Raw genomic sequence first — 21,884 nt, 5'->3', positions numbered from 1 at the left:
GTTTGCATAAAATTGTTGACTTTTTAACTTTTTACACATATGATAAATCTATATTAAATTTTGAAAGCGATTACAATTATGGAGGGTTTATCTATGGCTGAAATGAAATTAGAGAATATAAAGAAGACTTACGACAAAGGTAATACTGTAGTACATGATTTTAACTTACATATAAAAGATAAAGAGTTTATTGTTTTCGTTGGTCCATCAGGGTGTGGAAAGTCTACAACTTTGAGAATGATCGCAGGATTAGAAGGCATTACATCAGGAAATTTTTTAATTGATGATCGAAGAATGAATGATGTCGCACCGAAAGATAGAGATATCGCAATGGTCTTTCAAAATTATGCTTTATACCCACATATGACAGTATATGACAATATGGCATTTGGTCTTAAACTACGAAAAATGAATAAAAAAGAAATAGATAAAAGGGTTCAATACGCAGCTGAAATTCTTGGATTGAAGGAATATTTGCCAAGAAAACCTAAAGCTTTATCAGGTGGTCAAAGACAAAGGGTTGCATTAGGTCGAGCAATTGTAAGGGATGCGAAAGTATTCTTAATGGATGAGCCTTTATCTAATTTAGACGCGAAATTAAGAGTTCAAATGAGAACAGAAATATTAAAGTTGCATGAACGATTACAAACTACAACGATTTATGTCACACATGACCAAACAGAAGCTTTAACGATGGCAACACGTATTGTTGTCTTAAAAGATGGCGATATTATGCAAATAGGTACACCACGTGAAGTATATGATGCACCAGAAAATGAATTTGTTGCCCAATTCATTGGATCACCTGCAATGAATATTTTTGACGCAAAAGTTAATAAAGACGAGTTAGTGATTGGCAAACAAGTGATTAAATTAAATGAAAGTAAAGCACGCATGCTTAATCATAATGGCTATGATGGCAAGACGATACGATTCGGTATTCGACCAGAAGACATTCATGATGAACCTGTATTTATCAATGCTAATAAGGATGTAACCTTCAAGACTAAAGTACTTGTTAGTGAATTATTAGGTTCTGAAATTATGATTCACGGATTATTTAACGATGAAGAAATTTGCGCCAAGTTAGATGCTAGAACAGTGATTCATCCAAATGAAGAAATTGAGCTCGCATTAGATTTAAATAAATGTCACTTCTTTGATAAAGAAACTGGAGAAAAAATAAAAAATTAATTGATTGAGTGAATTAACAATTAATGAAAGAAGGGGATTAGATGAAACATTTAATAAAAATTTGCTCAATATTACTCGTGACATTATTGCTTGCAAGTTGTGGTCCTAATCGAACGCAAGAAGATATTGATAAAGCACTGAATGATGATGAAAAAACAGCCAAACCTAAGTCACTTACGATGTGGGTAGATGGCGATAGACAAATGGCTTTTTATAAGAAAGTAACAGAAGATTATACAAAAAAGACAGGTATTAAAGTCATTCTTAAAAATACAGCTCAAGATGATCAAGTAGATAACTTGTCACTTGATGGTCCTTCAGGTAATGGACCTGACTTATTCTTTCAACCGCATGACCGTGCAGGAGATGCTTATTTACAAGGATTAGCGGCAGAAATTGATTTTACAGATGAAGAATTAAAAGGTTATTCCAAAGAAGCATTACAAGCTTTAAATTATGAAGGTAAACAGTTAGCATTACCCGTTATCGTAGAATCAACGGCTGTTGTCTATAACAAGAAACTCGTTAAGACACCACCAAAGACGATGGATGATGTTGAAAAAATCGCAAAAGATGTAACTGACAAAGATAAAAAGCAATATGGATTTATGTTTGATGCAAAGAACTTCTACTTTAATTATCCATTTTTATTCTCACAAGGCGGATACATATTTAAAGAAGAAAAAGATAGATTTAATACAAATGATGTAGCAGTAAATGATCCATCTGTCGTGAAAAATGGAGAGAGATTACAATCATGGTATGACAAAGGTTATATTACGAAGTCAGCTAATCAAGATGTAATTGTAGGACTTTTTAAAGAAGGTAAAGTAGGCATGTTTGTAACAGGTCCTTGGCAAACGAATGAGTTTAAAGAAGCACTTGGCGATGATTTCGGTACAGCAACATTCCCAACTGATAATGGTAAAGAAATGAAACCATTCCTAGGGGTAAGAGGTTGGTTTATATCCGAATATAGTGAAGAGAAATACTGGGCTAAAAACTTAATGCTGTATTTAACAAATAAAGATAATATGCAGAAATATACAGATGAAATGCAAGAAATTACAGGTCGTACAGACGTCTCTTCTAAAAATAAATTATTAAAGCCATATGAAGAACAAGCTCAAAATGCTATTCCAATGCCAAATATTCCGGAGATGAGTCAAGTATGGGATCCGATGGGAAATGCAGCGACATTTATGTCCAACGGTAAAGACCCTAAAGAAGCACTTGATGAAGCGAAAAACGGTATTGATGAACAAGTAGAAATTATGAATGCATCTAAAAAATAAAAGAAGGTGTGAAAATGAGAAATCCAAAATTAGCAGCCATGCTATCGATTATTCCAGGTATTGGCCAATTCTATAATAAAAGATATATAAAAGGTAGTATATTTATCGTATTTTTTATTAGTTTCATTTCAGTATTTTATCAATTTATGAATATTGGATTCTGGGGATTATTCACTTTAGGTACAGTTCCTAAATTAGATGATTCAAGAGTTCTATTAGCACAAGGTATCATTTCGTTATTATTAATTGCATTTGCGATCACTTTATATGTCGTGAATATCATAGATGCTTATCGTAATGCAGATCAATATAATAAAGGATTTGAAATTAAAGATCGTAAAGGTCGAATGACGGCGACATGGGATAAGACTTTCCCATATTTATTAATATCACCAGGTATCTTTTTATTAATATTTGTTGTCGTATTTCCACTTTTATTCATGTGTTTTTTAGCTTTTACAAATTATAATTTATATAATGCACCGCCTAGACATTTATTAGAATGGGTAGGATTTGATAACTTTAAATCATTAGTTACAGTACCTATTTGGAAGACAACATTCTTTAACGTATTAACTTGGACGATTGTTTGGACTTTAGTAGCGACTACTTTACAAATCGCGTTAGCGTTATTACTCGCTATTATTGTTAATCATCCACTTATTAGATTTAAAAAGCTTATTAGAACAGTATTAATCTTACCTTGGGCAGTTCCATCGTTTGTGACAATATTAATCTTTGCGGCCATTTTTAATGATGATTTTGGTTCGATTAATAATGATATCCTACAACCATTATTCGGTATTGCACCAGCATGGTTAAATGATCCATTCTGGGCAAAGGTTGCTTTAATTTTAATTCAAGTATGGCTTGGATTCCCATTTGTATTCGCTTTATTCACTGGTGTTCTACAAAGTATTTCATCAGATTGGTACGAAGCGGCAGATATGGACGGCGCATCAAGTTGGCAAAAATTTAGAAATATTACGTTTCCACATATTTTATTTGCGACTGCACCATTATTAATTATGCAATACGCAGGAAACTTTAATAACTTTAATTTAATTTACTTATTTAATAAAGGTGGTCCACCTGTTTCTGGTCAGAATGCAGGTAGTACAGATATCTTAATTTCATGGGTTTATCGATTAACATTTGATATGCAAAATTATAATATGGCTGCAACGATTTCATTAATTATCGGTGTGTTTATTGCCATTATTGCATTCTTACAATTTAGAAAGACAAGTACTTTTAAAGATGAGGGGGATATTTAATGAATAAGAAGAATAAAAATATATTAAGAGCGATCATCATGTATGGCATTTTGATTATTATGTTTATTATCATTATTTATCCATTACTGTGGACTTTAGGGTTATCACTTAACTCAGGTTCCAATCTTTATGGTTCTTCTATGATTCCGAAAGATGCATCTTTGAAAAATTATATTTATTTACTAACTGATCCATCGAGTGATTATCTCACTTGGTATAAGAATACATTAATCGTGGCAACGGCTAATGCGCTATTCTCAGTAATCTTTGTTGGTTTAACGTCATATGCATTTTCAAGATATCGTTTTGTCGGCAGAAAATACGGACTAATTGCATTTTTAATTTTACAAATGTTCCCGGTATTGATGGCAATGGTAGCAATTTATATCTTATTAAATACAATAGGCTTATTAGATTCATTATTCGGTCTTACTTTAATTTATATAGGTGGTTCCATTCCGATGAATGCTTTCTTAGTAAAAGGATATTTCGATACAATTCCTAAAGAATTAGATGAATCTGCTAAAATAGATGGTGCAGGACATATGAGAATATTTTTCACAATTATGTTACCGTTAGCTAAACCGATTCTAGCAGTTGTTGCTTTATTTAATTTTATGGGACCATTTATGGACTTTATTCTGCCAAGAATTTTATTAAGAAGTCCTGAAAAATACACACTAGCAGTCGGACTATTTAATTTTATAAATGATAAATTCGGAAACAACTTTACAGTATTTGCTGCTGGAGCAATGATGATTGCAATTCCAATCTCAATAGTATTCTTATTATTACAAAGATACTTAGTGACTGGTTTAACGGCAGGTGCTACAAAAGGATAATAAAGGAGTGATCTCGTGGTTACAATAAAAGATGTTGCGAAAGAAGCAAATGTTGCACCATCAACAGTATCAAGAGTAATTAGTGGACATAAAAGTATAAGTGAAAAGACATCAAAGAAAGTTAAAGCTGTGATGAAGCAATTGGGCTATCAACCTAATATTGCCGCGAGAACACTTGTAACACAAAAATCTAAAACGATTGGTTTAATTTTAAAATCAGCTTCTAAAGAAATGACGCAAAACCCATTCTTTACAGATGTTCTGATGGGGATATCAATAGCTTGTAAACAAAGAGAATATTCAACGATTATGACAACGTCGGTTGAACAAGCTGACTTATTAGTTGAAGTAGAAAATCTCATTAAATCTAAATCGATAGATGGCTTTATTATGCTTTACTCAAAAGAAAATGATCCGGTTACACAACTACTCAAAAAATATCAATTTCCGTTTGTTGTTGTAGGTAAACAACTAGGCGAAAGAGAAATTATTCATATCGACAATGATAATGTCGAAGCAAGTCAAATGATAACTGAATTTATGATTGATAAAGGGCATAAACATTTAGCTTTTATAGCTGAACCAGATTCATATGCTGTTGCATTAGACAGGGTAGAAGGCTTTAAGAAAGCTTGCGATAAACATGGTATCAACCAATATGAAATTTACCATGCAAATCCTAACAGAGATGAAATATTAGCAATCATTAAAGAAATGAAAGAAAGTGCGACTTTCCCTACAGCGATTATTACATCAGATAGCATGATCAATATTAATTTATTAAGTGCATTATATGAACTTAATATAAGTGTGCCAGATGAAGTGATGACAGCAACTTTTAATGATTCATTTATTAATACTTTTGCTTCACCACCTCAAACGGTCGTGAATATTTATCCTGAACATTTAGGTGAGGAAGCGGGTATAGCTTTAATTAAACTGATTGAGAATCCTAATATTTTAAGAAAAAATACGATTATTCCAACAGATATAATAGAGAGAAAATCAACGATAAAATAAGAGGTGACTGAATGATGGAGGAACGAATTTGGTGGAAAGAAGCGGTATGTTATCAAGTTTATCCTAGAAGTTTTAATGATTCTAACAATGATGGTATTGGTGACATAAATGGTATTAGAGAAAAGTTAGATTATTTGAAAGATCTAGGTATAGATGTGATTTGGGTTTCACCAATATTTAAATCACCGAATGATGATAATGGCTATGATATTAGTGATTATCAAGATATTATGGATGAGTTTGGTACGATGGAAGACTTCGAATTACTTTTAAAAGAGACGCACGATAAAGGTATGAAACTCATATTGGATTTAGTCATCAATCATACATCAGATGAACATCCATGGTTTATCGAGTCTAAATCGAGTAAAGACAATCCTAAAAGAGATTGGTACATATGGCAAGAAGGAAAAGACGGCAAAGAACCTAATAACTGGGGAAGTATTTTCAACGGTTCGGCTTGGGAAAAAACTGAAGAAACAGATGAATACTACTTGCATATTTTCAGTAAAAAACAACCAGATTTAAATTGGGAGAATGAAGCGGTTCGCTCTGAATTATATAATATGATTAACTGGTGGTTTGATAAAGGTATCGATGGTTTCCGCGTAGATGCAATTACACATATTCAAAAATCATTTGAAGATGGCGATATACCAGTCGAGCCAGGTGATGAACAGTATAAAGCGGCATTTGAACGCTATACAAACAGACCAGGTATATTAAATCATTTACGTGAATTGAGAGATGAAACATTCAATAAATATGACATTATGACAGTAGGAGAAGCAAATGGTGTCAGTCCTGATGATGCGAATGATTGGGTAGGCTTTGATAATGGTATATTTAATATGATTTTTCAGTTCGAACATTTAGGATTATGGAATACTGAAGATAGCGGATTTGATGTTATACAATATAAAAATATTATGTCTAAATGGCAAGACCAACTTGAAGGAGTTGGCTGGAATGCGCTATTTATCGAAAATCATGATCAACCAAGACTCGTTTCAACTTGGGGAGATGATGAGCATTATTGGTATGAAAGTGCAACAAGTCATGCGACAAATTATTTCTTACAAAAGGGCACACCATTTATTTATCAAGGACAAGAAATAGGGATGACAAACTATCCGTTTGAATCATTAGAAGATTTTAATGATGTTTCTGTTAAAAATGAAATTAAATTGAAAGAACAAAATGGAGAAGATGCATCATCTTTATTAAATAATTTGAGTAAAGTAAATAGAGATAATTCTCGTACAATGATGCAATGGGATAATCGTGCGTATGCAGGATTTTCAACAACAGAACCATGGTTCCACGTAAATCCAAATTACAAAACAATCAACGTAGCAGATCAGTTAGAAGATGAACATTCTGTATTAAATTATTATAAGCGTTTGATTCAATTGAAAAAAGATTACGACGTGTTTAATTACGGTAAATACGAACTAGTCGATAAAGATCATAAACAAATTTATAGCTATAAGCGCGTATTAGATAACGAAGAAGTTATTATTATGAGTAACTTAACAGGCGAGAAAGCTAGTATCACATATCCACTCAATTTAGAAAAAAGTAAGTTATTATTACACAACTATACAACGATAGAAGATACAAACATATTAGAACCATTTGAAACAAGAGTATATCTAATAGAAGAATAAGAGTGGGAATCCGAGACAAAGCATGTTGTCTCGGATTTTTTATTTGTGTGTGGGAATGTAACTACCAGAATTCGGAATAGTGGTAATAAGAACGCTGTCCGTAAGCGCCCATGTTAGGGACATTATTCGGAATTCTGTCCGTAAGCACCCATGTTAGGGACATTATTCGGAATTCTGTCCGTAAGCACCCATGTTAGGGACATTATTCGGAATTCTGTCCGTAAGCACCCTCGTTAGGGACATTATTCGGAATTCTGTCCGTAAGCCCTACATACAAGCTCATTCCCAAATTATCATTTCTTATTAACTCATATTGTTAACGCTTACCTATCTAAACGTTTTATAATGGAATAGAAAACATAGAATTCAACGGGAGGTCATTATATGAAGAAATTAATGAATGAAAAAACAAACTTTGTAGCGGATATGCTTAAGGGAATCGAAGTGATGGATAACTCAGTTGAAATTATTAGCGACAATGTTGTCGTTCGTAAAAATGTTAAAAAGAGTGGTGTTGCTTTAGTTTCTGGTGGTGGATCTGGTCATGAACCTGCACATGCTGGTTATGTTGCTGAAGGTATGTTAGATGCAGCTGTATGTGGTGAAGTCTTTACTTCTCCTACACCGGATAAAATTCTCGAAGCGATTAAACATGTCGCGACTGATGAAGGTGTCTTATTAATCATTAAGAACTATGCCGGAGATGTTATGAACTTTGAAATGGCGCAAGAGATGGCAGAAATGGAAGGTATTTCTTGCCAATCCGTTATCGTACGTGATGATATTTCTATTGAAAATGAACAAGATAGAAGAGGTGTAGCGGGTACAGTTCTTGTACATAAGTATGCCGGCTATCTATCTGATAATGGATATAACTTAGCAGCTATTAAAGAAAAAGTAGAATCATTTATTGAAAATATTAGAACGATTGGAATGGCCATTTATCCTTGTTTAGTACCAACAACTGGTCAATACGGATTTGATTTAGATGATAATAAAATGGAGATTGGTATTGGTATTCATGGTGAACGTGGTATTTACCAAGAAAATATTGAAACAATCGATAAAATCATTAACCGTTTAATGCATGAACTTGAAAAGGAAGTTTCTGATAAATCATTAATTGTTATGATTAATGGTATGGGTGCGACACCAGATTCAGAACTTGCAATCATCGCGCATTATTTTAATGAATATGCAGAACAAAATGAATTAGATGTTAAAAAATACTTTGTTGGCAATTATATGACTGCATTAGATATGCAAGGATTTTCTATTACATTAGTGCCTTATCAACAAGAAGTTGAAGAAGCATTTAACGCACCGACAGAAAGTAAATATTTTAAATAGGAGGCATTTTAAATGAACGCAGAAACATTGTTAAACAAACTTAAAGCTTTAAGTCATACGTTTGAACAAGAAGAACAAAATTTAACACAATTAGACAGAGCAATTGGTGATGGAGACCATGGTGTTAATATGTTACGCGGATTTAAAGCAGTAGACGAAAAAGTTACAGGAGATACAGTGAGTGATGTATTGAAATCTACAGGCATGACTTTAATGAGTTCTGTAGGTGGTGCATCAGGTCCACTATATGGATTTAGCTTTGTTAAAATGGCAGGTCTAGATTATGACGAAATCACTTCTGATAATTTATTAGAATATGTTAATACTTTTAAAGATGCAGTTGCTGCTAGAGGTAAAGTATCAGGTGGCGAAAAAACAATGTATGATGTGTTATTAAAAGCCTCAGATCATTTATCAAATGGAGAGTCATTATCTGAAGATGTGTTGCAACAGTTCGCTGAAGATACGAAAGATTTAGAAGCAACTAAAGGTAGAGCAGCCTATTTCAAAAAGGATTCTATTGGACATATAGATCCTGGTGCACAAAGTATGGTATATGTATTAAAAGCTTTAAGTGAGGATGTGTAAACATGGCGACAATAGGTATTATTAGTCATAGTAACGATATCGCACAAGGTGTAAAAGCATTATTGGAGCAAATGTCTCCAAGTGTCACAGTAATCGCAAAAGGCGGGACAAATGAAGGTGGAATCGGTACAAGTATCGATACAGTTAATGAAGTAATTGATGCATTAACTGAAGATGCATTATTATTTTATGATATCGGTTCATCTGAAATGAATTTAGAAATGGCGTTAGACTTATATGACGGCGAATATAAATTGTACAAAGTAGACGGTCCCATTGTAGAAGGTGCATTTTTAGCAAGTGTATCTTTATCAACAGGTGCAACATTAGAAGAAGCAATGGAAAGTATTAAAAGAGAATTTCATCAATAATTTAAATTCTTTAAGATGAAATATATTTTAAATGATATAATTGCTCTACTAATGATTTTAACAAGGTGGAGAAAGAAGAATGAAGATATCGAACAAGAAATTATATGAAAAAGTTGCAGATGTCATCATATTAGATATTAATGAAGGTCGTTTGAAAATAGGAGACCGCTTACCATCTATAAAGGCTTTATCTGAAAGTTTTGGGGTAGGACAAGCAACGATAAGAGAAGCATTGAATGCGTTAAGAGCAATGGGCTATGTAGAAATTAAACACGGGCAAGGGACTTTCATCGTTGAAAGAGAAGAAGTTTATTTTAATATCGAAGCAATCAATGGAGACGTTAAAGATATTGAAAATTTACTAGAAGTCCGTAAAATTGTTGAAGTCGGTGTATCAAGACTAGCAGCTGAAAAAAGAACAGATGATGACTTGCATGCTATTGAATCTGCATTAAAAGATATGAAACAAGCCATTCAAGACAATGAATTAGGAGAAGCTTCTGATTTGAAATTTCATTTAGCTGTAGTAGAAGCGGCTAAAAATGATATGCTTAAACAATTATTGTTAAATGTATCTGAAATTATGAGACATACAATGAAAGAAACGAGAAGGATTTATTTATATACGAAAAGTAAATCAATCGAGAAGTTATATAACGAGCATAAAGAAATTTTTGAAGCTATTAAATCTCAAAATGCAGAGCTCGCGCAACATAAGATGGCATTTCATTTAGAAGAAGTAGAAAAAGTTGTACTCAGTAATATTAAAAAAACAGAACAATAATACTTGATGATGATAACTGCTATTGATGTCTAACATAGACATGATAGCAGTTTTTTATTTTATGCAAAATTAAAAGCGATAAGCTTCAGGAGGCTTATCGCTTTAGGGTATGTAACCCCATCCGTTCCATTTCATAATCATATATAAAGACTTCTTACAGTTAATAATAAATTGCATGATGTCTATTCGAAAATGAAGTACATTTATTACAACTTATCATCTGTATACTTAGTATAAGGTCAACGGTGCACTTTATCAATGTTAATTCTTAAAAAAAGATGCCAAATTTACACTTAAATGTGATTTAAAAATATATATAAAGACTTGTTATAAAAACATTTGTAAAATTATCAGAACCTTCAAAAATTAAACACAGTTTGATATACTGTTTTTAATTTACTGATGGGAGGATAATATATGAATCAAACAAAAGAAAAAGTTTCAATCATTAATAGATTTCTAAATTTAATAGAAAGAGCAGGGAATAGATTACCCGATCCGAGTATACTATTTTTCTTCTTATGTGCAGCGTTAATATTTCTGTCTTGGTTTATTTCATTATTTCACATAAAAGTTGAAAGTCCTGCAACTGGGAAGACTGTAGAAGTTACAAATTTAATTTCTAGAGAAGGTTTTGGAAAAATTATTAGTGAATCTATCACGAATTTTTCAGAATTTCCTGCGTTAGGCTTAGTACTAGCAGTTATGTTAGGTATAGGTGTTGCTGAAAAGACGGGTTATTTTGATAAGTTAATGATCCAAGTTGTTCAAAAAGCACCTAGAAAAATTATTGTTCCCATTATTATATTTGTAGGTATTATCGGTAATGCTGCAGGAGATGCAGCACCAGTCGTGTTACCACCATTAACAGCGTTAGTCTTTATAAAGTTAGGTTATCATCCGATTGCTGGACTTGCGATGGCTTATGCCTCAGCACTAGGTGCATTTGCTGCGAACGTTACGTTAGGTATGAGTGATGCGTTAGTATATGCATTTACGAAACCAGCAGCTGAAATTATTGATAAAGACATCAATTTAAATGTTGCGATGAACTGGTATTTTATTGCAGCATCAACAATCATCTTATTACCATCTATTTATTATGTCAGTATGAAAGTCGTTATTCCGCGTTTAGGTACATACAAACCTGATGAAGGTTCTGAGGATCAAAGTGATGATAATAAAATTAGTGCAAAAGAAAGTAAAGCATTGAAGTTTGCGAATATTAGTTTCTTTATTGTTGTAGCGTTATTACTTGCTTTAGCAATTCCTGAAAATGGCTGGTTAAGAAATCCAAAGACAGGTAGTTTAATTGATAAAGCACCGTTAATGGATGGTGTAGGTATCATTATTTTAGTTATCTTTTTCGTGCCTGGTTTTGTATATGGTATTCTTTCAGGGAAAATCTCAAATACAAAAGATTTAGGAAAAATGTTATCAGATTCCATGTCCACAATGGGTAGCTTTATCGTTATTGTATTCTTTGCTGCTCAACTTTTAGCATATTTAGAATGGAGTAATCTAGGTATTGTCATTTCTGTAAAAGGTGCAGAATTATTACAAGGTCAAAATGGGGTCATCTTGATTATTGGATTTATCATTCTAAGTAGTTTAATTAATCTGTTAATCGGAAGTGCTTCAGCTAAATGGGCAATATTGGCACCAATCTTTATACCAATGTTTATGTTATTAGGTTATCATCCAGCATTTACACAAATGGTTTATCGTATCGGTGATTCCATAACAAATCCGATTACACCAATGATGCCATACTTACCATTATTACTTTCATATGCTCAAAAATATGATAAAAATATGAAACTAGGTACATTAATTTCAAGTTTAATGCCATATTCAATTGTGTTAGGTATCGTTTGGCCGTTATTCATGATTATTTGGTTCTTACTGGGCATTCCATTAGGACCAGGTGGAGATATTCATTTGAATAAATAGTATTATACATTTTAATAATTATAAAATTGTTAATAGTTATAAATTCAATCTATCTGTGTTATGAGTATTCCACAATATAGTGTCGTTATGGTACAATCACCATTGGTACATTAAAACGATTATAAAAATAAGCGGTATACAATATATAACAACAATTAGAAAAGGATGATTGAATGTCTCCATTAATTTTAAAGCCTGTATTCAAAGAACGTATATGGGGTGGTAGAAATTTAGAAAATATGGGATATAACCTGCCTGAAGGACGAATCGGTGAATGTTGGGGGATATCTGCACATGTAAATGGGCCAAACGAAATCGCAAACGGACCATATAAAGGGCAAACTTTAGATGAAGTTTGGTTAAATCACCCAGAACTTTTCGGTAATCCTACAGAAGAAAAGTTCCCATTATTAACTAAGATTCTTGATGCAAATGATCAACTATCAGTACAAGTACATCCTGATGATACATATGCACATGAACATGAAAACGGTGAATTTGGTAAGACAGAATGTTGGTATATTATAGATGCTAAAGAAGATGCAGAAATTATATATGGTACATATGCAAATACAAAACAACAATTAGAAGAATTTATACAAAATGAAGATTGGGATCATTTATTTAAACGCGTAAAAGTAGAAAAAGGCGACTTCTTCTATGTACCTAGTGGAACAGTTCACGCAATAGGTAGCGATATTATGATTCTAGAAACACAACAAAATTCTGATACAACTTATAGAATTTACGATTATGACAGAATTGATAAAGACGGCAAGAAAAGAGAACTTCATTTAGAAAAGAGTATCGACGTTATAACTGTCGGTGCACAAAGCCCAAATGTACCACCTAAAAGGATTGATGATGAAGACCAAAAAGGAACATTATTAATCGAAAGCGACTTCTTTACAGTTGCTAAGTGGGAAATTAGTGGGACATTTAATTTTAGAAAACCTAGAGACTATTGCTTAGTAAGCGTGATAGCTGGAAGCGGAGAAATCATTACAGATGGTAATGTATTTGAAGTTGAAAAAGGCGATCATTTAATCATGACAGCAGATGATTTAGATAATCACATAAATGGTGAATTAGAAGTCATCATTAGTTATGTGTAGATTGGGGTCTATCAAATGAAAAAATTTCTATATTTATCATTAGTATGTGCAGTCATTGCAGGATTAGGATTATTTTTCGGAATGCCTAAGTATCCAACGCCAGTCATTCCATTTATCATTGCGTTAATTGGTTTAATACTTGCAATCTCTACATTAAAAGACAAAGACATATCAGCAGGACTCAAAATAGGCGGCATATTAGTCAACCTTATGCCATGCTTAGCAGGGTTATCGTTGATCGTATAAAGCATAATAAATCAACAGTAGAAATTCTGTAAAAGAATTTCTACTGTTTTTATGTATGATAGGATAATATCGCCCGAACTTGGAGATATCGTGCGCTAAGGCACAAAAACAGGGTGTGTCGCACGAACACTCACACATATTACCTTCCTACCCACCTCCAATTTATCTTGCGCTAGTTATAATATGCGATTTATTATATTTGTTCATTTTCTAATTAATCTTTAAAAGTAATATACTATTATAGGATTAATGAAAATGAAATAAAACTGTAATATAAACGGTAAAGGTTACGGTGTATAATTAATAAGAATTCATAAATAAACTGTAAGAAGATGGAGGTAAGTTGTTTTGAAGAAAAAGACAATAGCGGCATTTGTTGGTGCTTCGGTTGCAGTTGCAGTATCTTCTCATCAAGCGGAAGCAGCAACTTATAAAGTTAAAAGTGGAGATTCTTTATGGGTGATTGCTGATAAGCATAATACAACGATTGCGAAAATTAAAAGCTTAAATAATTTAAGTTCAAATCTTATTTTCCCAAATCAAGTATTACAAGTTCCTGGTACTTCAAACTCATCAAGTACATCGAACACGAGCTCAAGATCTACTTCAACTTCATCAACGACATATTACACAGTAAAATCGGGAGATACATTAGGGATTATTGCTGGTAAATATGGTACGACGTATCAAAAAATTATGTCATTGAATGGGTTAAGCAACACGATTATTTATCCGGGACAAAAATTAAAAGTTAATGGAACAGCAAGTTCTAGTAGTAACACGGGTAGCTCTAGTAACAGTGGAGCGTCTAATGCTTCAGGTAGCACTTCTACTTATACAGTTAAGTCAGGAGATTCACTATCAGCGATTGCAGCTAGATATGGAACGACATACCAAAAAATTATGTCATTAAATGGTTTATCAAACTTTATCATTTATCCGGGACAAAAATTAAAAGTAAGTGGAACAGCATCAAGTTCAGGTTCAACTTCTAATTCAAATAACAACAGTGGATACACATCACCGACATTCAATCATCAAAACTTATACGACTGGGGTCAATGTACTTGGCACGTATTTAACCGTCGTCAAGCTATAGGTAAACCAATTAGTACTTACTGGTGGAATGCAAATAATTGGGCAAGTGCAGCTGCTAAAGATGGTTATGTTGTTAATCACACACCATCAGTTGGATCAATCCTTCAATCATCAGCTGGATACTATGGTCATGTATCATTTGTTGAAAGAATTAATTCAAACGGAAGCATTCAAGTATCAGAAATGAATTTTAGTTCATCACCAGGTGTACTAACTTACAGAACGGTACCAGCTTCTCAAGTTTCAAGTTATAATTTTATACATTAATCATTGAAGAGTCTTGGACATTATGATGTGTCCTCGGCTCTTTTTTTATGATTGTAAACATAGACATGAGTGTGAATGTCTTATACAATGTTAATATTAATGTGTTGTTAAGAAAGTAAATTTTAAGCGTAGTTTTTTATATAAAAATAAAATTAAGATATCAAAGTAAACATCATTATGAAAATCGATCATTATAGATATTAAGGAGTATACATATGTCTGAAGAAAGAAACTACTTTTGGTTAAATTGTGGATATAATAGGTGGCGTCATACGGAACCATTAGAAGGCCAAACTGCAGTGTTTGAATCAGGTGCAAGCTTTAATCCAACGCAAGGTTATCATGCATTTAAGACAGCCAAACCAGGAGATAAAGTCATTTATTATCAAGTACAAAATCAAGTCGGCTTACTTGGATTCGGCGAAATCTTACAAGTTCAAACGGGTGGTAATCAAAAAGTAAGCATCCAATTTAAGTTTGAGCAATCTTTAACAATGTTATCAATTGAATATTTAAAGAGAAGTGAACAATTAGAATCTAGAATTAAACAAATGACAGAACAATTGTTTAATCGCATTACGAAAGAAGAATTCGATTTAATTATAGGGTTAGGACAAGGCGCTATAAAAATTCCTAGGTATTTCTTACTTACAGAAGAAATTCAATTTGAACCAGATCAAACGTATACAATATTTACACATACTGTAAATGGTATTAAGCGAAATGGTTATACGTACTATACTCAGTTAGAAATAGGAGATCAGATTATATTTTTAAGTAGAAATGCTAATCAGTCGATTATCGGAACTGGGGAAGTGTCAGATAGTATACATAAGTTGCCACCTCAACCTGGTAGAACAGATTCTACATGTATTGAAGTTAAATATCATGAAGATATTAATCCTGTGAATATTGGCGAATTAAATAGACATCAAACGTTAAAGAAATTATATTTCTTACAAGACAGTTCGAAACAGTCTATTGCTAATTTAACAAAAGCACAATATGATGCGATGTTAGATATGAGTAATGGTACTTACAAAGAAAGTTCCAGTAATCAATATGAGATGTCTGTTCAACGTGAGCAGGAAAATGAACCTAAAAAAGATAAACCTATTATTTTAATGCTTTGTGACAATAAAGAAGACGGTTTGAAAAAAGCGAAACATTATGTTGAACGTGAACTTGCGAAAGGTATATATACAGTAGGTCATCCTGATTTCTCAGAAGAAATGTTATACGGTCGATATTTACCAAATGAAAGTGGCGCTTTATATTATAGAGAAGGTTTCATTACAGGACATATTACGAACTCAGAAAGAGAATGGCTAGTGATTGACCAGTTTGAAAGAATAGATCCAGAAATCTTTCAATTATTCTTAAATGTGCTTGATGGTCATGAAATGACATTACCAAGGTATAATCATGAAGGTAAGATGGTGAAGTGGAGTTTAGAAAAGGACTCTTTCTATCGTCATAATCCTAAATGGCGTATGATTGGTTTATGTTACGGTTCGATTGAAGACATTAAAGAACAATATTCACATCAATTCTTAAAACATTGTAGAGTATTACATGTAGGATAAAATAGACGGAATAAAATCTTAACACTTAAGATTTTATTCCGTTTTTATTTTTTTAAAGGTTTATAAATTGCAGAATATTCTGTAATATAGAATTATGCTTGGTTTATATTTCACAAATAAAATTACAAAGGGGTCATTTTATGGAGAAAATCGTAGCATTCTCAGATTGGTTATGGGGGTATCCAATCGTCACACTTTTATTAGTATCAAGTTTATTTTTAACATTGTATTTAGGTTTAATACAATTTAGGCATTTTGGTTATATGATGAAACAAACTTTTGGAAGTATTAATAAAGAGCCTAAAGGTGAAGGTACAATTACGCCGAGGCAAGCGTTAACGTCAGCTTTATCATCAACAGTAGGTGCAGCAAACATTGTCGGTGTACCTACAGCCATTATGATGGGTGGACCTGGTGCAGTATTTTGGATGTTAGTAATCGCATTTCTAGGAATGGCATTAAAATATTCCGAAAACGTACTAGGTATATATTATCGTGAGAAAAACGATAAAGGAGAATGTGTTGGTGGACCTACATATTATATGAAAAAAGGTTTCAAAAATAAGAAAGTCGGATTAGTATTTTCATTTGTATTTGCATTTGCTTTAATGCTTGAACTTATTCCAAGTATTATGGTACAAGGGAATTCAGCTGCAAGTACTGTTCAAGATACATTCGATATTCATATGGGTATAACAGGAATCGTGCTAGCTGTTATTGCTGCTTTAGTTGTATTTGGTGGTATTCAACGTATCGCAACATTTACCGAAATGATCGTACCGGTTATGGTAGGTTTATATTGTATTATGGGATTCTTGATTATCATACTGAATATTCAACATGTACCTAGCGTAATTGCGTTAGTTATTGAGAAAGCATTTAATCCAGATGCAGCATTAGGAGGTAGTTTCGGTGCTGCACTTGCCACAACAGTACGTTGGGGATTTGCACGCGGGATTTATTCTAACGAAGCAGGTCTTGGTACATCGCCAATTGCGCATGCTGCTGCAAAGACAGACCATCCTGTAAGACAAGCATTCTGGAGTGTTAGTGAAATCGTTGTTGATACATTAATTATCTGTAGTACGACAGCATTTGTTGTTTTAGTATCTGATGTTTGGAAAGATAATGATGCTAAAGAACAATCGGCTGCACTTACAGCTCGCGCCTTTAATAATGCATTTGGAACATTTGGAAGTTGGATTGTATCTATTTCAATGGTCTTCTTCGTATTCTCAACAATCATCGTAGTTATATACTATGGATCAAGAATGGCAGAATACTTATTTGGCTTAACAGCAGGCTTTATTATGAAGATTGTTTATGTACTCTCAATCGCGCTTGGTGCATTCGGTGCTGGTACACAACTTTGGAATTTATTAGACATCGCACTTGCATGTATATTGATTCCGAATATTATCGCAGTAGTGATGTTAGCACCTAAAGTTAAAAGTTTAACAACAGAATTCTTTACAGGAAAAGAATTCTATTTAAAAGATAAAGCTAAAAAGTAAATATCTACAATTAATTGAATACAAGAAAAAGATTATAACGATTACAGTTATAATCTTTTTTTATTTGTAAAATAATAGTACTTCTATACACTTTGTGAGTTAGTCATTTCAGTTTGATAATTTACCTCTAGAAAAATACATAAATTGTCAAATATATATTTAAATTCCATATTGATGTTATTTAATTTTGTGTTAAAATTATTTTAAGAAAATCTAATTAGCGGAAAAACAGGAGGTCATACTATGAAGACTCAATCTTATTCAGAAGCAATTTCAACATGTTCAGCGTTTTTCGATCAGCAAAATAAAATTGATAATATCTTTTTAGTTATTGAACAAAAGTATGGTATAAAGAAGCATGAATTTTTCTTTTTAATGAAATTAAATGAAGTGGAAGAAGTGCATCTAAAAGATGCTATGAAAAAAGGCTATATCAAACAAAATAAATCAGCGAGAGCGATTAAACGTTTATTTGAAAAAAGGTACATTTTAAAAAATCGCTTAAAATCAGACGAACGAGCAGTTATTTTACGTTTTAACAATGAATATAAAGAAGAATTCAATGAAATTATGCAAGAAGTTATATATATGCTTAATGAATAATTATATGAGTTATAAGTATGAGTCTGGTACATAAATATTTGTCCAGGCTTTGTCATTATGGGATTGTAATATGTAGTATAAACCAGTAAAATTATAAATGTAAGCGCTTTATTTTAGGGGGTTATCTATGGAGAATAATAGTACATCTAAGAAAGAGATTAGTTTCTTTTGGGCCGTTGTGCCATTTTTATTTATGATTATCAGTATGTTATTTACAGTAGTCGTTTTAGAGCAAGCTCCGCACATACCGTTAATGATAGGAACAGCAATTGCAGCAATTGTAGCTTACTATCATGGGTATAGCTGGCAAGACATCGAAGAAATGATGTATAAAGGTATTAGACTAGCCTTACCAGCAATCGTCATTATCATTTTAGTTGGACTGATCATTGGTGCTTGGATAGGTGGAGGCGTAGTAGCCACAATGATTTACTATGGCTTGAAATTAATAACGCCATCATTATTTTTAGTAACCATCGCAGTTATTTGTGCAATCGTATCATTAGCTATTGGTAGTAGTTGGTCAACAATGGCTACAGTTGGTGTAGCTGGTATGGGAATTGGATTAAGTATGGATATACCAGCAGGCATGATAGCAGGTGCTATTATATCTGGATCATACTTTGGTGATAAGATGAGCCCATTATCAGATACGACAAACTTAGCAGCAGGTCTAACAGGTACAGATTTATTTGATCATATTAAACACATGTTCTATACAACAGTACCTGCCGTTATCATTTCATTAATTGTATTTTTTATTTTAGGACAACAATTTTCAGCTGGTAATATGGACCAAGCAAAAATTGATGCCATCAATAATGAAATGCTAGACAAATTTACAATTTCGCCGTGGCTGTTGCTCGTACCTGTAATAGTTATTATATTAGTTGCATTTAAAGTGCCAGCAATACCAGCATTAGTTGTCGGTATTGTTTTAGGATTCTTATCACAAATATTTATTCAAGGTGGAAGTCTTCATGACAGTGTGAAGACATTACAAACTGGATTTGTATTAGAGTCTAAAAATGATTTAGTCAAAGAATTGTTCAACAGAGGTGGATTAGAATCCATGTTCTATACAATTTCAATGACTATCGTTGCGATGACATTTGGAGGCATTCTAGAATATTCAGGCATGCTAAAATCAATCATTTCAAAAATCTTAAAAATTGCAAAAGGTACTGGTGGTTTAATAGCATCTGTTATTATTTCATGTATAGGTACAAACGCTTCATGTTCAGAACAATACATATCGATTGTAATACCTTCAAGAATGTACATTAATACATTTTTAGAAAGAAGATTACATCCGAAAAACTTATCACGTGCACTTGAAGACGGTGGTACTGTAACATCCGTATTCTTCTTGTGGAATACATGTGGGGTATTTATCGCTCAAACATTGAATGTGAACGTATTAGATTATAGCATTTATGCAATCTTCAACTATACAGTACCAATCATATCCGTCATCTTTGGATATGTAGGATTTAAAATTATCAAAATTAATGAAGAAGAATATAAAGAATTTAAAAAACAAGCTGCTTAATTATAGAATTGAAGAAGTGCTAGGATAGAAGAGTCCTAGCACTTTTTGTTAGGGACATTATTCGTAATTGTGTCTCTAAAACTTTTAATTATCATACTGTCGTGTTACGTTTAAGAAAATGATAATTGGAGTGATTGTTATCGCTATTGTTTATTATGATGGGGATTGTGGATATTGTAATCGTGCTGTGATGTGGTTAATTCATCATAAGATTTCGACTCGTTTTCAATTTGCTCAACTAGAATCTTCATATGGTGATCATTTATTTGAAGCGCGACCTGATTTGCAAAATATAGATAGCATTATTGTTTTAGATGGCGACAAAGTATGGATTAAATCAAAGGCGATAATTCAGTTATTAGGTCAAATAAAAGGCTATCAATTTTTAGGATTGGCTTTGAAATGGATACCGAAATTTGTACGAGATGTTGGCTATGATGCATTTGCCAAAATCAGACATAAAGTGATTTTGAAAAATGCTTGTCGATTACCGACACCTGAAGAAAGAAAATATTTTTTAAATTAATATTGCATAAATAAAGATTGCGTGATATCCTTTTGTGTAAACGGTTACATAAAAGGAAGTTGAAGTATGGCAACAATTAAACAAGTTGCGCAACATGCAGGAGTATCTGTTGCTACTGTATCTAGAGCGCTTAATAAAAGTGGTTATGTTAAGAAGGAAACACAAGATAAAATTGATAAAGCAATTCAAGAATTAAATTATCGACCTAATGAAACAGCAAGAACTTTATATAAACGACAATCTAGAATGATAGGACTATTATTACCAGATATGAGTAACCCTTTTTTTACAGTAGTTGCTAGAGGTGTTGAAGATGAAGCGATGGCGATGGGCTATCATATCATTATTGGAAATGGTGATGGCAATGATGAGAAAGAGCTTGCTTATTTAAATACATTTAACGTACATAATTGTAGTGGTATTATTGCTTCACAATTATCGAGTAAGGAAACTTTTGATTCATTTAAATCTTATAATATGCCTTTTGTTCTATTAGACCGTGTGTACGAAGATCATGAATTTGTTGAAACAAATCATTACAAAGGTGGACAACTTCAAGCTCAGGCAGTGATTAACGGTAAAGCGCAATCTGTTCTTATTTTGGAACAAGATTTAAATTACAAATCATTTAGAGAGCGATTCAATGGTGCGAAGTTAATGTTAGATGAAGTGGGTATCAACTATGTTTCAGCTAATGAATTATCTTTATCAGAAGATGATTTGCTTAACTTAATTAAAGAACACGACATTGATAGCATTATTTGTAGTAATGATGTTGGCGCATTTAACGTCATGAGTATTCTTTATAATCATCAATACACAGTACCAGACGATATACAAGTGGTTGGTTATGATGATATACCGTTATCACGTACATATTCACCAAGTTTAACAACGATTCATCAACCTGCTTATTTAATTGGTCAAAAAGCATGTCAACAATTGATTAAACAGTTGGAAGGTAAACAAAGAGAACATCATCAAATATTAGATGTAACTTTAGTGGAAAGACAATCAACAAGGAGAGATTAAT

At 32.6% G+C, this 21,884-nt stretch carries 20 protein-coding genes; all 20 read left to right on the top strand.

All coding sequences use genetic code 11. The features are described from left to right. Positions 1–93: 93 nt before the first annotated feature. Positions 94–1,194 carry an ABC transporter ATP-binding protein gene (locus LQ611_RS01305; protein WP_239709297.1) on the top strand — a complete coding sequence of 367 codons (1,101 nt, stop codon included), beginning with the start codon at positions 94–96 and terminating at the stop codon, positions 1,192–1,194. Between the two features lie 41 nt (positions 1,195–1,235). Further along, the gene (locus tag LQ611_RS01300) at positions 1,236–2,489 is read left to right on the top strand and encodes an extracellular solute-binding protein (protein ID WP_204172270.1); all 1,254 of its coding nucleotides are present in this window, start codon (positions 1,236–1,238) and stop codon (positions 2,487–2,489) included. A gap of 8 nt (positions 2,490–2,497) precedes the next feature. Further along, a complete protein-coding gene (locus LQ611_RS01295) occupies positions 2,498–3,766 on the top strand; it encodes a sugar ABC transporter permease (protein WP_103354225.1) in 1,269 nt (422 codons plus the stop codon). After that, positions 3,766–4,608: a sugar ABC transporter permease gene (locus LQ611_RS01290; RefSeq protein WP_025906438.1), complete on the top strand. Its 843-nt coding sequence runs from the start codon at positions 3,766–3,768 to the stop codon at positions 4,606–4,608. The genes LQ611_RS01295 and LQ611_RS01290 overlap by 1 nt, the downstream gene beginning before the upstream one ends. A gap of 15 nt (positions 4,609–4,623) precedes the next feature. Next, a complete protein-coding gene (locus tag LQ611_RS01285; RefSeq protein ID WP_103360695.1) occupies positions 4,624–5,628 on the top strand; it encodes a LacI family DNA-binding transcriptional regulator in 1,005 nt (334 codons plus the stop codon). 14 nt (positions 5,629–5,642) lie between these two features. Next, entirely contained in the window at positions 5,643–7,298 is a 1,656-nt protein-coding gene (locus tag LQ611_RS01280; protein ID WP_103360733.1) for an alpha-glucosidase, read from the top strand. Between the two features lie 384 nt (positions 7,299–7,682). Then, on the top strand, positions 7,683–8,648 hold the full coding sequence (dhaK, locus tag LQ611_RS01275; protein WP_025906431.1) for a dihydroxyacetone kinase subunit DhaK: 966 nt from the start codon (positions 7,683–7,685) through the stop codon (positions 8,646–8,648). 12 nt (positions 8,649–8,660) lie between these two features. Beyond that, the gene (gene dhaL / locus LQ611_RS01270) at positions 8,661–9,236 is read left to right on the top strand and encodes a dihydroxyacetone kinase subunit DhaL (RefSeq protein ID WP_103360694.1); all 576 of its coding nucleotides are present in this window, start codon (positions 8,661–8,663) and stop codon (positions 9,234–9,236) included. Positions 9,237–9,238: 2 nt separating this feature from the next. Continuing rightward, a complete protein-coding gene (gene dhaM / locus LQ611_RS01265; RefSeq protein ID WP_025906428.1) occupies positions 9,239–9,607 on the top strand; it encodes a dihydroxyacetone kinase phosphoryl donor subunit DhaM in 369 nt (122 codons plus the stop codon). Between the two features lie 79 nt (positions 9,608–9,686). Then, positions 9,687–10,391 carry a FadR/GntR family transcriptional regulator gene (locus tag LQ611_RS01260; RefSeq protein WP_025906426.1) on the top strand — a complete coding sequence of 235 codons (705 nt, stop codon included), beginning with the start codon at positions 9,687–9,689 and terminating at the stop codon, positions 10,389–10,391. A gap of 417 nt (positions 10,392–10,808) precedes the next feature. Next, positions 10,809–12,344, top strand: a complete 1,536-nt coding sequence (locus LQ611_RS01255) for an AbgT family transporter (protein ID WP_103360693.1) — start codon at positions 10,809–10,811, stop codon at positions 12,342–12,344. Positions 12,345–12,517: 173 nt separating this feature from the next. Then, positions 12,518–13,459 carry a mannose-6-phosphate isomerase, class I gene (gene manA, locus LQ611_RS01250; protein WP_239709295.1) on the top strand — a complete coding sequence of 314 codons (942 nt, stop codon included), beginning with the start codon at positions 12,518–12,520 and terminating at the stop codon, positions 13,457–13,459. A 15-nt stretch (positions 13,460–13,474) separates the two neighbouring features. Then, the gene (locus tag LQ611_RS01245; protein ID WP_048541014.1) at positions 13,475–13,705 is read left to right on the top strand and encodes a hypothetical protein; all 231 of its coding nucleotides are present in this window, start codon (positions 13,475–13,477) and stop codon (positions 13,703–13,705) included. Positions 13,706–14,053: 348 nt separating this feature from the next. Then, on the top strand, positions 14,054–15,070 hold the full coding sequence (locus LQ611_RS01240) for a LysM peptidoglycan-binding domain-containing protein (protein WP_239709293.1): 1,017 nt from the start codon (positions 14,054–14,056) through the stop codon (positions 15,068–15,070). A gap of 215 nt (positions 15,071–15,285) precedes the next feature. Continuing rightward, the gene (locus LQ611_RS01235) at positions 15,286–16,656 is read left to right on the top strand and encodes an EVE domain-containing protein (RefSeq protein WP_103360691.1); all 1,371 of its coding nucleotides are present in this window, start codon (positions 15,286–15,288) and stop codon (positions 16,654–16,656) included. 140 nt (positions 16,657–16,796) lie between these two features. Further along, positions 16,797–18,170: an alanine/glycine:cation symporter family protein gene (locus tag LQ611_RS01230; RefSeq protein WP_239709291.1), complete on the top strand. Its 1,374-nt coding sequence runs from the start codon at positions 16,797–16,799 to the stop codon at positions 18,168–18,170. 243 nt (positions 18,171–18,413) lie between these two features. Beyond that, entirely contained in the window at positions 18,414–18,773 is a 360-nt protein-coding gene (locus LQ611_RS01225) for a transcriptional regulator, SarA/Rot family (protein ID WP_204172274.1), read from the top strand. Positions 18,774–18,900: 127 nt separating this feature from the next. Further along, the gene (nhaC, locus tag LQ611_RS01220; RefSeq protein WP_103360688.1) at positions 18,901–20,325 is read left to right on the top strand and encodes a Na+/H+ antiporter NhaC; all 1,425 of its coding nucleotides are present in this window, start codon (positions 18,901–18,903) and stop codon (positions 20,323–20,325) included. A gap of 118 nt (positions 20,326–20,443) precedes the next feature. Continuing rightward, entirely contained in the window at positions 20,444–20,851 is a 408-nt protein-coding gene (locus LQ611_RS01215; RefSeq protein WP_239709289.1) for a thiol-disulfide oxidoreductase DCC family protein, read from the top strand. 66 nt (positions 20,852–20,917) lie between these two features. Continuing rightward, positions 20,918–21,883 carry a LacI family DNA-binding transcriptional regulator gene (locus LQ611_RS01210; protein ID WP_107565814.1) on the top strand — a complete coding sequence of 322 codons (966 nt, stop codon included), beginning with the start codon at positions 20,918–20,920 and terminating at the stop codon, positions 21,881–21,883. Position 21,884: the final 1 nt, after the last annotated feature.

Origin of the sequence: Mammaliicoccus sp. L-M44, assembly GCF_022386355.1 — a bacterium.
GTDB classification, from domain to species: domain Bacteria; phylum Bacillota; class Bacilli; order Staphylococcales; family Staphylococcaceae; genus Mammaliicoccus; species Mammaliicoccus sciuri_A.
The sequence above is the reverse complement of the archived record's forward strand: the minus strand, read 5'-3'. Positions and strand labels throughout refer to the sequence as shown.